General features: G+C 73.9%; 11 protein-coding genes. 3 read left to right on the top strand and 8 right to left on the bottom strand.

Features of this window, described 5'->3' with window-relative positions:
- Positions 1–40: 40 nt before the first annotated feature.
- Entirely contained in the window at positions 41–1,237 is a 1,197-nt protein-coding gene (gene glgA / locus NR073_RS04700; protein WP_044658928.1) for a glycogen synthase, read from the bottom strand.
- Positions 1,238–1,350: 113 nt separating this feature from the next.
- On the opposite strand from glgA, the gene glgC reads away from it, so the two are divergent.
- Both glgC and pepN read left to right on the top strand, forming a co-directional pair.
- A complete protein-coding gene (gene glgC, locus NR073_RS04695; protein WP_044658929.1) occupies positions 1,351–2,595 on the top strand; it encodes a glucose-1-phosphate adenylyltransferase in 1,245 nt (414 codons plus the stop codon).
- A 103-nt stretch (positions 2,596–2,698) separates the two neighbouring features.
- On the top strand, positions 2,699–5,347 hold the full coding sequence (gene pepN / locus NR073_RS04690; protein ID WP_134377169.1) for an aminopeptidase N: 2,649 nt from the start codon (positions 2,699–2,701) through the stop codon (positions 5,345–5,347).
- A gap of 81 nt (positions 5,348–5,428) precedes the next feature.
- On the opposite strand, the gene NR073_RS04685 is transcribed toward pepN, so the two are convergent.
- The 6 genes from NR073_RS04685 to NR073_RS04660 all read right to left on the bottom strand — a co-directional run bounded on the left by NR073_RS04685 (position 5,429) and on the right by NR073_RS04660 (position 10,477).
- Complete coding sequence (locus tag NR073_RS04685) at positions 5,429–6,058, bottom strand: hypothetical protein (RefSeq protein WP_230277982.1); 630 nt, start codon at positions 6,056–6,058, stop codon at positions 5,429–5,431.
- Between the two features lie 388 nt (positions 6,059–6,446).
- A complete protein-coding gene (locus NR073_RS04680) occupies positions 6,447–7,505 on the bottom strand; it encodes a biotin/lipoate A/B protein ligase family protein (protein WP_127435501.1) in 1,059 nt (352 codons plus the stop codon).
- A 103-nt stretch (positions 7,506–7,608) separates the two neighbouring features.
- Positions 7,609–7,866 carry a type B 50S ribosomal protein L31 gene (locus tag NR073_RS04675; protein ID WP_036336843.1) on the bottom strand — a complete coding sequence of 86 codons (258 nt, stop codon included), beginning with the start codon at positions 7,864–7,866 and terminating at the stop codon, positions 7,609–7,611.
- 109 nt (positions 7,867–7,975) lie between these two features.
- Complete coding sequence (locus NR073_RS04670) at positions 7,976–8,818, bottom strand: RNA methyltransferase (RefSeq protein ID WP_134377168.1); 843 nt, start codon at positions 8,816–8,818, stop codon at positions 7,976–7,978.
- Positions 8,811–9,656: a sulfite exporter TauE/SafE family protein gene (locus tag NR073_RS04665; RefSeq protein ID WP_041103831.1), complete on the bottom strand. Its 846-nt coding sequence runs from the start codon at positions 9,654–9,656 to the stop codon at positions 8,811–8,813. The genes NR073_RS04670 and NR073_RS04665 overlap by 8 nt, the downstream gene beginning before the upstream one ends.
- Entirely contained in the window at positions 9,653–10,477 is an 825-nt protein-coding gene (locus NR073_RS04660; RefSeq protein ID WP_052520061.1) for an ABC transporter ATP-binding protein, read from the bottom strand. Before NR073_RS04660 ends, NR073_RS04665 begins: the two co-directional genes overlap by 4 nt.
- An 86-nt stretch (positions 10,478–10,563) precedes the next feature.
- On the opposite strand from NR073_RS04660, the gene serB reads away from it, so the two are divergent.
- Complete coding sequence (gene serB / locus NR073_RS04655; protein ID WP_134377167.1) at positions 10,564–11,400, top strand: phosphoserine phosphatase SerB; 837 nt, start codon at positions 10,564–10,566, stop codon at positions 11,398–11,400.
- 73 nt (positions 11,401–11,473) lie between these two features.
- On the opposite strand, the gene NR073_RS04650 is transcribed toward serB, so the two are convergent.
- Complete coding sequence (locus NR073_RS04650) at positions 11,474–12,232, bottom strand: SDR family oxidoreductase (RefSeq protein ID WP_127435562.1); 759 nt, start codon at positions 12,230–12,232, stop codon at positions 11,474–11,476.
- Positions 12,233–12,253: the final 21 nt, after the last annotated feature.

The raw sequence follows: 12,253 nt of genomic DNA, 5'->3' as shown, positions 1-12,253 counted from the left end.
CCTCGCGGTGGCGGGGGCCCGTGTGCGTGGTCGGGCGGGCTCAGCGCAGCACGGCCTCGTAGACCTCGATCGTGCGCTCCGCGATGGTCTCCCACGAGAAGTGCTCGATCGCGCGGGCCCGGCCGGCCTCACCCATCGCGCGGGCGCGCTCCGGGTCCTCCACGACGCGGGTGAGCGCGGCCGCGAAGTCGGCGGCGAACCTCTCCTCGTCCACGGGCGCCCCCGTGCCGTCGTCGACCTGCTCGAAGGGGACGAGCAGGCCGGTCTCGCCGTCCTGCACGACCTCCGGGATGCCGCCCACGGCGGAGGCGACGACGGCGGTGCCGCACGCCATCGCCTCGAGGTTGACGATGCCCAGCGGCTCGTAGACCGAGGGGCAGGCGAACACGGTGGCGGCCGTGAGGATCTCCATCACCTCGTGGCGCGGGATCATCCCCTCGATCACGACGACGCCCTGGCGGGTGCGCCGCAGCTCGGAGATCAACTCGTTCACCTCGTGCGCCAGCTCCGCGGTGTCCGGGGCGCCCACGCACAGCACGAGCTGGACGTCCTCCGGCAGCCGCAGGGCCGCACGGAGCAGGTGGGGCACGCCCTTCTGGCGCGTGATGCGGCCGACGAACGCGACGGAGGGCTTGTCCGGGTCGATTCCGTACTTCTCCAGTGCGGCGGTGCCGGTCTGCGGGGTCCAGACCTGCGTGTCGATGCCGTTGTGGACCGTGTGCACCTTCGCCGGGTCCACGTCCGGGTAGCAGGCCAGGATGTCCCGGCGCATGCCGTCCGAGACCGCGATGACCGCGTCCGCCCCGAGGTACGCCGTGCGCTCGGCCCAGCTGGACAGGGCGTAGCCGCCGCCGAGCTGCTCCGCCTTCCAGGGGCGCAGCGGCTCGAGGGAGTGCGCGGAGAGGACGTGGGGGGTCTGGTGCAGGAGCTTGCCGAGGTGGCCGGCCAGGTTGGCGTACCAGGTGTGGGAGTGGATGACGTCGGCGCCCTCGAGGTCGCCGAGGATCGTGAGGTCGGTGGCCAGGGTCTGCACGGCCCCGTTGGCGGCGTCGAACCCGGGCGGGTTCGGGTACGTCAGGACGCGGGCCCCGTGGTAGTCCGGGTCGCGCGGCGCGCCGAAGGCGTGCACGCGGACGTCGGCGCGGGAGGCCAGGACACGGGTCAGCTCGGCGACGTGGACGCCGGCACCGCCGTAGATGGACGGGGGGAACTCTTTGCTCACGATGTCGATGCGCACGCCCCCAACCTAGTTCAGCCCGGCGGGGGTCGATAGTCTGGCGGCACGGATGCCCCGCACGCCCCGAGCACGCGTGCGGGTCGCGACGACCCGGCTCACGAGGAGTGACACAGATGGTGCAGAAGAAGGTCCTCTCGGTCGTGCTGGCGGGCGGTGAGGGCAAGCGCCTGATGCCGCTGACGGCCGACCGTGCCAAGCCGGCCGTCCCGTTCGGCGGCACGTACCGCCTCATCGACTTCGCGCTCTCCAACCTGGTCAACAGCCGGTACCGCGAGATCGTGGTGCTGACGCAGTACAAGTCGCACTCGCTGGACCGCCACATCTCCGAGACGTGGCGGATGTCCACGCTCCTGAACAACTACGTTGCCTCCGTGCCGGCGCAGCAGCGCCGGGGCAAGGACTGGTTCACGGGCAGCGCGAACGCCATCTACCAGTCCATGAACCTGATCCACGACGCACGGCCGGACATCGTCGTCGTCATCGGCGCGGACCACGTCTACCACATGGACTTCCAGCAGATGGTGGACCAGCACATCGCCTCGGGCGCCAAGGCGACCGTGGCCGCGGTGCGCCAGCCGCTCGAGCTGGCCTCCTCGTTCGGGGTGATCGAGACGGACCCGCAGGACAGGACGCGGATCGCGGCGTTCGTGGAGAAGCCGGAGACGACCCCCGGCCTGCCGGACGACCCCACGCAGTTCCTGGCCTCGATGGGCAACTACGTGTTCGACACGGACGCCCTCGTGGCGGCGCTGAACCAGGACGAGGAGAACCCCGAGTCGAACAACGACATGGGCGGAGACATCATCCCGCTGTTCGTGGAGCGCGGCGAGGCCGGGGTGTACGACTTCACCGCCAACGAGGTGCCCGGCGGCACGGCCGGCAAGCACTACTGGCGGGACGTCGGCACCCTGGACTCCTACTACGACGCGCACATGGACCTGGTGCAGCCGTGGCCGGAGTTCAACCTCTACAACCGCGAGTGGCCGCTCTACACCCGCCAGTCCGTCTCCCCGCCGGCCAAGCTCGTGCGCTCGTCCACCCGCCGCCCCGGCTCGGCGAACGACTCGATCCTCTCCCAGGGCGTGGTCATCTCCGGCGGCACCGTGGCCCAGTCCGTGCTCTCCACGGACGTGCGCGTGCACAACGAGGCGTGGGTGGAGCAGTCGGTGCTGCTGGACTCCGTCGTGATCGGCGAGGGGGCCCACGTGCGCAACGCGATCCTGGACAAGAACGTGGTCGTGCCCCCGGGCGCGCGCATCGGCTTCGACCGGGCGGAGGACGAGGCGAACGGCTACACCGTGACAGAATCCGGCCTGACGGTGCTCTCCAAGGGCCAGCCCGTCCCGACGCCGCACTGACGCGGCCCCGGGCCGCCGGTCCCGGACCACCGCCGACGCGCGGGCACGCCGCGGTGTGTCCGCGCGTCGCCGTCCCCGCTGGATCCCCGACCGGAGGCTCGCCTTGACCGACACCACCCCCGACCTCGACGCCACCAACGTCACCCGCGCGGAGGCCGCGGACCGCTCCCGCCTGCTCACGGTGCAGGACTACGTCGTGGACGTGGACCTCTCCGACGCCCGGGACGCCGCGGCCGACACCTATCCGGTCCGCACCGTGATCCGCTTCGCGTGCGCTGAGCCGGGCGTGCAGACCCACCTGGACTGGATCCACGGCGGCGTGGAGTCGGTGACCCTCAACGGCACGACGCTGGACCTGACCGAGGTCGTGGGCCAGGCCCGGGTTCTGCTGCCCGACCTGGCGGCGCAGAACGTGGTGGAGCTGGTCGGCCGGTCCGTGTACTCCCGGTCGGGCGAGGGCCTGCACCGCTTCACGGACCCCGCCGACGGCGAGGTCTACCTCTACACCCAGTACGAGCCCGCCGACGCGCGCCGCGTGTTCCCGGACTTCGAGCAGCCGGACCTCAAGGCCGCCTTCACCTTCTCCCTCACCGGACCCGAGGACTGGGTGCTGGCCTCGAACCGGCCGGAGGTGTCCCGGACGCCGGCCGGGGACGGTGTCGTCCGGGTGGAGTTCGCCCCGACGCTCCCCCAGTCCACCTACATCACGACGCTGCTCGCCGGCCCCTATGCGCAGTGGGAGGACGCCTGGGACGGTCACCCGGCCAGCGGCGCGCAGGCCGTGCCGCTGCGGCTGTTCACCCGGCGCACGATGGCCGACGCGTTCGACCCCGAGGCCGTGTTCGACGTGACCAAGCGGGGGCTGACGTTCTTCCACGACCTCTTCGGCGTCGCGTACCCGTGGGGCAAGTACGACCAGGCGTTCGTGCCCGAGTACAACCTCGGCGCCATGGAGAACCCGGGCCTCGTGACCTTCACCGAGGACTTCGTGTTCACCTCGCGGGCCACCGCGGTCCAGTACGAGGGCCGGGCCAACGTGATCCTGCACGAGATGGCGCACATGTGGTTCGGCGACCTCGTGACGATGCACTGGTGGGACGACCTGTGGCTCAAGGAGTCGTTCGCGGACTACATGGGCGCCCTCGGCGTGGACGAGGCCACCGACTTCCGGACCGCATGGGTGACCTTCGCGTCCCGCCGCAAGGCCTGGGCGTACGTGCAGGACCAGATGCCGACGACACACCCCATCGTCGCGGACATCGTCGACCTCGAGGCCGCCCGTCAGAACTTCGACGGCATCACCTACGCCAAGGGCGCCTCCGTGCTCAAGCAGCTGGCCGCCTACGTGGGCCGGGACGCGTTCCTCGACGCCGCACACCGCTACTTCGCCGCCCACGCGTGGGGCAACGCCTCCCTCGACGACTTCATGGCCGCGCTCGAGGCCGCCTCGGGGCGGGACATGCGCGGGTGGGCGGACGCGTGGCTGCACACCTCCGGCGTGCCCCGGCTGCGGGTCGACGTCGACGGCGACGCCCCGGTGCTGCGCCAGGAGGGCGCGGACCCGGTCACGGGCGGGCCGATCCTCCGCCCGCACGTGCTGAAGGTCGGCGTCTTCATGCCCGGGCAGGACGGCGTCCTGCGCCGCACCGCCCAGGTCACCGCCGATGTGCCGGGTGGGGCGGAGGGCGCGGCCGTGCCCCTGCCGGACCTCGAGGTCCCCGGGGGCGTCCGCCTCGTGCTGCCCAACGACGAGGACCTCACCTACGCCGCCGTCGCGCTCGATGCGGGGTCGCTGCGCGCGGCCCTGACCCACCCCATCGCGGACCCGCTCGCGGAGGCCACCGTGTGGGCCGCCCTGTGGTCGATGACCCGCGACGGCGAGCTGCCGGTCGCCCGGTTCCTCGACGCGGTGGCGACGCTGTCCGCGCGGATCGCGACCGTGGGCGTGCACGCGCAGGTACTGGCGCAGGCCGCCGCGGCCGTGGGCCAGTACGCCCGCGCCGAGGACCGGGACGCGCTGCGCGCTCTGGTGGGCGAGGTGCTGGCCGAACAGACCCGGACGCTCGAGGCCGGCTCCGACCGCCAGCGCACCGCGGCCCGCACGTGGGCGACGCTGGCGCGGGCCGACGTCGGGATGGCCGCGGCCCTCGAGGCCGCCCTGCTCGGCGAGGACGCGGCGACGTCGGCGCCGGGCCTGGCGATCGACGCGGAGCTGCGCTGGCTCGTGCTCCAGGCCCTCGCCGCGACCGGCCGGGCCGACCAGGACCGCCTGGACGCGGAGCTCGAGGCCGGCCGCACCGCCCAGACGGTCACGTGGCATCGCCTCGCCACGGCCGCCCGCCCCGATGCCGAGGTCAAGGCCGCGGCGTGGGAGGCGGTCATGTCCGGTCGCACGGCCACTGGCACGGAGCTGTCCAACGACCTGCTCTCGGCCACGGCGGCCGGCTTCGCCGCGGGCGAGGTCGAGCTCCTCGCCCCCTACGAGTCCGGCTTCTGGCCGCGCCTGACCTCGGTGTGGGCCTCACGATCCAACGGGCTGGCCTCGCGCGCGATCGGCGGGCTGTTCCCGGGCCGCCAGGACGCGGTGGCCGGCGACGCGGACGCGCAGGAGTCGCACCCGACGCTGGCCGCGGCCCAGCGCTGGCTGGACGAGCACCCCGACGCCCCGGGGGCCCTACGGCGCCTGGTCGTGGAGCACACGGACGCCCTGCGGCGGTCCCTGCGCGTGCAGGCGGCGCAGCCGGCGGGCTGAGCCGCCGGCCCGGTCCAGCCCGGAGTGGTCACGACACGCCGCGTCCCTGCGGGACAGACGGCGTGTCGTGACCACGGTGGCTCAGGGCGCGGCGACGCGGAGCACGCGTTCCCGGCCCACCCGGCGCAGGCCCACGGCGTCGGCGGCGCGCTGGGCGTCCCGGTCGCGCATCCCCACCCGCTCGACGACGACGGGCCGCGTCTCCAGCACGGCCGTCAGTTCGGCGTGGCGCGCCACGTGCGCGGCCCCGCCGTCCGGGTCGAGGGACAGCGCCTGCCGGTCGGCCGCGTGGAGCCAGGCCGCCGACACGTCCTCCACCGGGCGGCGCAGGTGCGCGCCGAGGGAGGCGTCGTCGAGCAGGTCGGAGACGTCGGCGTCCGCGAGGCGGGCCACGAGTGCGGGTGGCCCGGCGACCACCGCGGTCGTGTGCAGCAGGACCACGTGCAGCAGCTCCGGGTCGGCGTCCGCGGCGGGCGCGAGCACGACGCCCGGGTCCTCCCACGCCGTCGGCGCGACGCCGAGTCCCGCGGCCAGCCCGGTCCGCAGCGCGGCGGTCGCGTCGGCGCCCAGCACGTCGGCCGGCGCGACCGTGCCGAGGGCCAGCGGGTGGACGCCGAGCAGCCGGTTCAGGGCGCGGGCCTCGCGGTGCGCCCGGTCCACGAGGGCGGCCAGCTCGGGCGAGGTCTCCCCCACGAGCGGCAGCTCGCGCAACGTTGCGGCCCCCACCGGCACCCCGGCCTCGGCCGCGACCGCTGCCAGCGCGTCCCAGTGTCGCGTCTCCTCCTGGGCAGGCGTGCGGCCGCCGCCCGGCTCGTCCAGCCGCGGTCCGTGAGCAGAGGCACGCGGCGGCCGGAGGCCAGCTCCAGCTCGAGGGCGCAGTGGACGTCCACGGTCGACCGTGGGCGCCCCGGGGCGTCGGAGCGGGCGATCAGGCGGACGGGGGCGTCGTCGTCGGGGGTCATGGTCCGATCCTGACAGAGCCGCCCCGCCACACCTCGACGCGTCGGGGGCGGTTTCGGGCGGTACTCACGTCGAATACCACCGCAAACCGCCCCCGGACGGAAGCGTGCCGGACGGTGCCGGGACGCCGTCAGGCGGCTCAGGGCACCCGCGCGGTCCACTCGGGGGTCGTGAACTTGGTGCGGGCCAGCTGCTCGGCCTCCTCACGGGTGGCCTCGTCCAGCTCGACGCGGCGGGCGCCGTAGCGCTCCTCGAAGGTGGTCATCATGGTCTCCCAGATCTCGGCGCGGGAGACGCCGGTCTGGCGCCGGAGCGGGTCCACGCGCTTCTTCGCCGAGGTCACGCCCTTGCCGCGCAGCTTCTCCCGGCCGATGCGCAGCACCTCGAGCATCTTGTCCGCGTCGATGTCGTAGCTCATCGTCACGTGGTGCAGCAGCCCGGCCGTGCCCACCCGCTTCTGCGCGGCGCCGCCGATCTTCCCCTGGTCCGTGGCGATGTCGTTGAGCGGCTGGTAGAACGCGTGCACGCCGAGCCGGGAGAGCGCGTCCATGGTCCACTCGTCCAGGAACGGGTAGGTCTCCGCCGTCTCCAGCCCGTCGACCAGCGACGACGGCACGTGCATCGAGTACGTGACGCAGTTGTCCGCCTCCATGAACATCGCGCCGCCGCCGGAGATCCGCCGCACCACGTTGATGCCGTGCCGCCGCGCCCCCTCGGGGTCCACCTCGTTGGCGAGCGACTGGAAGGCGCCGATCACCACGGCCGGCTCGTTCCACTGCCACAGGCGCAGGGTCGGCTTGCGACGTCCCTCGGCCACCTGCCGGGTGAGCACCTCGTCCAGGGCCACGGTCAGCGCGATCGGCATCGGCTCCGGCCCGATGACCTCCCACTCGTGGTCCCCCCACGTGGTCGCCTTGCCGAGGGCCCGACGCACGGCCGAGGCGACCGCGAAGGCGTCCACGCCGAACAGCTCGGCCTCGGAGCGCAGCCCCCGCTCGACGGCCTCCCGGATGACCCGGTGCTCGGCGTCCGCGGACAGCCCGGCCACCGCCGCGTTGAGGTCCTCGAGCGCCTCGTCCGGCTCGAGGAAGAAGTCGCCGTTGATGCTCGCGGTCGCGATCCGGCCGTCCGCGAGGCTCAGGTCCGCCGCGACCAGCTTGCCGCCGATCACCTTGTATTCACCGTGGAGAGTCGTCATGCCCGCCAGCCTACGGGCGACGCGACGGGCCCCGCACCGCCCGGATCGCTCCGGGGGCCCGGGGCCCGTCGTCGTGGTGGGCGCGCGGCTCAGGCCGCCGCGGTCACTTCTTGCCGCCGAAGCCCTTGAAGCGGGCGTTGAAGCGCTCGACGCGGCCGGCGGTGTCCATGATGCGCTGCTTGCCCGTGTAGAACGGGTGCGAGGCGGCCGAGATCTCGACGTCGATCACCGGGTAGGTGTTGCCATCGGTCCACTCCGCGGTCTTCTCGGAGTTCGCGGTGCTGCGGGTGAGGATCTTCTCACCGGAGGCGAGGTCGTTGAAGATGACGTAGCGGTAATCCGGGTGGATCTCAGACTTCATGGTGCATCCTTCGTTTCAGCCGCCTGATTGGGACCAGGGGCGCGAGAGGTGTGGTCAGGGGGTCCGCCGGACGGCGGGCCAGCCGCCCACTCTACCGCACCCGGGCCGGTCAGCGTGCGCGCAGCTCCCACAGCGCGACCGCCGCGGCCGCGGCCACGTTCAGCGAGTCGACGCCGGCGGGCATGGGGATGACGACGTCGGCGTCGGTCTGGGCGAGGGTCTCGGGCCGGACCCCCGGCCCCTCCTGGCCGAGGACGAGGGCCAGACGCTCGGCGGTCCGCAGCGGCTCGATCCGAGCGGAGTCCAGGCCCACGGCCCGCTCCGTCACCTCGAGGGCGGCCACCGCGAACCCGGCCGCCCGCAGCGCGGGCAGCGACTCGGCGACCGGACCGGGCAGGCGCGCCCACGGCAGGCGGAACACCGTGCCCATCGAGACGCGGATGGCGCGCCGGTACAGCGGGTCGGCGGCCTGCGGGGTGAGCAGCAGTGCGTTCCAGCCGAGGGCGACGGCGGAGCGCACCACGGCGCCCAGGTTCGTGTGGTCCACGAGGTCCTCGGCGATGAGCACGCGCCGGGCGCCCGCGAGGACGTCGGCGAGCGGCCGGGGCGCGGGGCGGTCCATCGCGGCCAGGGCGCCGCGGTGCAGGTGGAAGCCGGTGAGGGCCTCGAGCACGTCGTCGGGTCCGGTGAAGACCGGGACGTCCGGATGGGCGGCGAGCACGTCCGCGAAGGACCCGCGGTAGCGGTCCCCCAGCAGGAAGGAGCGCGGGGTGTGTCCGGTGTCCAGTGCGCGGCGGACCACCTGGGAGGACTCGGCGAGGAAGACGCCGTGCTCCGCGTCGACGCGACGGCGCAGGGCCGCGTCCGTCATGGTCGTGTAGGGGGCCAGGCGGGGGTCGGCGAGGTCCTCGATCCGCTCCAGGCGCACCTCGCGGGTCCCGCCCTCACCCACCCGAGACCTGCCGCATCACCATGACCACCAGCCCGGCCAGGCCCACGATCACGATGGTGACGCGCAACGCCGTCGGCGAGATGCGCCGCCCGATCCGCGCGCCCACGAGCCCGCCCACGAGCGAGGAGAGCGCGATCAACAGCACGGCCCGCCAGTCGATGCGGTCGAAGGCGAACACCAGGTAGAACGCCGCGGCGGTGAGGTTGACCACCAGCGACAGCCACGTCTTCACGGCGTTGGCGTGCACGAGGGTGCCGCCCACCAGCAGCACGCCGAAGATCGCCATGAGCATGACGCCCTGGGCGGCCACGAAGTAGCCGCCGTAGATGCCGGTCAGGAACACGAGCGTCCACAGCGTCGGGGTCACGGGGCCCACCGGCACGGGAGAGTCCGCGCCGGGGGTCGGTCCCTGGTCCTCCGCCCGACGCCTGACCCACCCCTGGATGCGCGGCTGCAGCACGACGACCGTCAGGGCCACCACGAGCAGCACCGGCGCGACGTAGCCGAACACGGCCGGGGGCAGCGTGGTGAGCAGCGCGGCGCCGATGACCCCGCCGAGCAGGGACGCGACGGTCAGCTTCGGCAGGAGCGCCCGGGACTGGGCCAGCTCGCGGCGGTACCCGTACGTGCCGGAGAAGCCCGAGGCCACCAGGCCCATCGCGTTGGAGACCTGGGCCGTCACGGGCGGGAACCCGACCGCCACGAGCGTCGGGAAGGTGACGAGCGTGCCCGAGCCGATCACCGAGTTGATCGTGCCGGCCCAGAACCCCGCGAGCAGCACGAGCAGGACCTGCCACAGGTCCATGCCCAGCAGCTGCGCGGTCAGCAGCCCCGTCACCGGGCCACGGCGGTGTACCGACCGCCTGTGCGGGTCACCTTCAGGTCCGTGCCGAACGCCGCGGAGAGGTGCTCCTCGGTGAGCGTCGACTCGATGGGCCCGGCCGCCACGACGCCGCCGTCCCGCAGCAGCAGGGCATGCGTGAAGCCCGGGGGCACCTCCTCGAGGTGGTGCGTGACGAGGACCAGCGCGGGCGCGTCCTCGTCCGTGGCGAGCGCCGTCAGCTGGCGCACGAGGTCCTCCCGCCCGGCGAGGTCCAGGCCCGCGGCGGGCTCGTCCAGCAGGAGCAGCTCGGGATCGGTCATCAGGGCACGGGCGATGAGCACGCGCTTGCGCTCACCGTCGGAGAGGGTGCCGAACGCGCGGTGCGCGAGGCGGGAGAGCCCCCAGGTCGCCACGAGGCCGAGCGCGCGGGCGCGATCCTCCGTCTCGTACCGCTCGCGCCACGTGCCGGTGATCCCGTAGGCGGCGGTGACGACGGCGTCCTGCACGGTCTCGTTCGCGGGCACCTGGGCGGCGAGCTGGGCGGAGGACAGGCCGATGCGCGGGCGCAGCTCGAACACGTCGACGGCGCCGAGCACCTCGTCCAGCACGCCGACGTCGCCGGCGGTCGGGTGCAGGCGGGCCGCGGCCAGCTGGAGCAGCGTGGACTTGCCGGCGCCGTTCGGGCCCATCACGATCCACCGCTGCCCCGCGCGGACCGTCCAGTCCAGGGGGCCGAGGATGTCGGTGGTGCCGCGGCGCACGCGCACGCGGCGCATCTGCAGCACGGCGTCCTCATCCGGGAGGAACCAGTCGTCGGGAGGCGCGGGGGTGGTCATGGGGGCCAGCCTAGTCCGGCCGGCCGGCGCGTCGCCGATGCGACGCACGCCCGGCCGCGCCCGCACCCCCGCCTAGGATGCCGCGCATGAGCACCCTGCGCCGCCTCGTCGTCACCGCCGACCCCGCCCTCCTCGTCACGGACGCGCCCCCGGCCGGCGTGCCCGACGACGCCGAGCGGCTCACCGACGACGGCCTGCTGGGCTGGCGCTTCGCCGCGGACGAGTGGGCGGCGGCCCCGGAGCCGGGCTCCGGGTGGGACGTGCTCACGCTGCCGGCGGCGGTCGCCGCCGCGCCGGCGCCCCTCGTGGTGACGGACGTGGACTCCACGCTGATCCGGCAGGAGGTCATCGAGCTGCTCGCCGCCCACGCCGGCCGCGAGGCCGAGGTCGCTGAGGTGACGGAGCGGGCGATGCGCGGTGAGCTCGACTTCGCCGCCTCGCTGCACGCGCGCGTCGAGGCGCTCGCGGGGCTGCCCGTGGGCGTCGTGGCGGACGTGGTGCGGGCCATCCGGCCCACCGACGGAGCCCTCGCGCTGATCGAGGCCATCACCGCGGCCGGCGGCCGGGTGTGCGCGGTCTCCGGCGGCTTCACCCAGGTGCTCGCCCCGCTGGCCGAGGCGTGGGGCGTGCACGCCTACTGCGCCAACGAGCTCGAGGTGCGGGACGGGCACCTGACCGGGAGGGTGCTCGGCGACGTCGTGGACCGCGCGGCCAAGGCCGCCATGCTGCGCGCCTGGGCCGAGGACGCGGGGCTCACCCCCGAGCAGGCCGTGGGCGTGGGCGACGGCGCCAACGACATCGATCTGCTCGAGGCGGCCGGCTGCGGCGTGGCGCTGTGCGCCAAGCCGATCCTCCGGGAGCACGCGGACGTCGTCGTCGACGTGCCCTCCTTCACCCCCCTGCGGTGGCTCCTCGGTCTCTGAGCCGCCCGAGCCGAGATGCCACGAGGGCCGGATCCCACGGATCCGGCCCTCGTGGTCAGGGGTGTGGTGCGGTTCAGTCCTGCCCGAGGAAGTCCTCGGCGCCGCCCACGAGCTCGGTGTGGCCGACCTCGAGGTCGTCGCGGCCCACGAGAGAGGCGATCTCGGCGGCGAACTCCTCCACCGAGTAGAGCTTGCCGGCGGCCTCGCGGCGGGCCTCGATGGCACCGGGCTCGGCGCGGTCGAGCAGGGTGGCGGTGATGGTGCCCTCGATCATGTCGCCGGAGACCACCACAAAGCCCACGCCCTTCTCCGTGAACGCGGGGATGCGCTCGCGCAGCGCGTCCTCGCCGGCGCGCTTGGAGCGGGCCACGGGCTCGTAGGAGTCCATGGTGGCGACCTCGTCGATGAAGTGCGCCTGGTGGGAGGTCACGAACACGATCTGCCCGCCGGCGCCCATGCGCTCCAGCGCGGCGTCGGCCAGCGCGGCCTGGGCGTCACGGTTGAGCTTCAGGGCGTAGTCCTCGCCGAACTGGGACTCCATGCCGCCCGAGGCGTTGAGCACGAGCACGTCGAGTGAGCCGAAGTGCTCCACGGCGGCGTCCAGCAGCGCGGCCCGGTCCTCGGCGACGGTCACGTCGCCGCCCACGGCCACGGCGCGGCCGCCGGCCTCCTCGATCCTCTGCACCACCTTGTTCGCGCGCGGCGCCTTCTGGCGGTAGTTCACCACGACGCCCGCGCCGCGGGCGGCCAGCAGCTCGGCGGTGGCGGCTCCGATGCCGCGGGAGGAGCCGGTGACGACGACGCCGCGTCCGGCCAGGTCCTGCTCGGTCATGTTCTGTGCTTCCTGTCTGCT

Origin of the sequence: Micrococcus sp. Mcc28, from assembly GCF_024519775.1 — a bacterium.
In the GTDB taxonomy this organism is placed as follows: domain Bacteria; phylum Actinomycetota; class Actinomycetes; order Actinomycetales; family Micrococcaceae; genus Micrococcus; species Micrococcus luteus.
Note: the sequence above shows the minus strand (reverse complement) of the source record. Positions and strands in the feature narration are given on the sequence as shown.

What these genes read in the sequence shown, in the direction of transcription:
- NR073_RS04660 (WP_052520061.1), bottom strand. Translation starts at nt 10,477, where the DNA reads ATGACCACCCCCGCGCCTCCCGACGACTGGTTCCTCCCGGATGAGGAC.
- NR073_RS04680 (WP_127435501.1), bottom strand. Translation starts at nt 7,505, where the DNA reads ATGACGACTCTCCACGGTGAATACAAGGTGATCGGCGGCAAGCTGGTC.
- NR073_RS04675 (WP_036336843.1), bottom strand. Translation starts at nt 7,866, where the DNA reads ATGAAGTCTGAGATCCACCCGGATTACCGCTACGTCATCTTCAACGAC.
- glgC (WP_044658929.1), top strand. Translation starts at nt 1,351, where the DNA reads ATGGTGCAGAAGAAGGTCCTCTCGGTCGTGCTGGCGGGCGGTGAGGGC.
- serB (WP_134377167.1), top strand. Translation starts at nt 10,564, where the DNA reads ATGAGCACCCTGCGCCGCCTCGTCGTCACCGCCGACCCCGCCCTCCTC.
- NR073_RS04650 (WP_127435562.1), bottom strand. Translation starts at nt 12,232, where the DNA reads ATGACCGAGCAGGACCTGGCCGGACGCGGCGTCGTCGTCACCGGCTCC.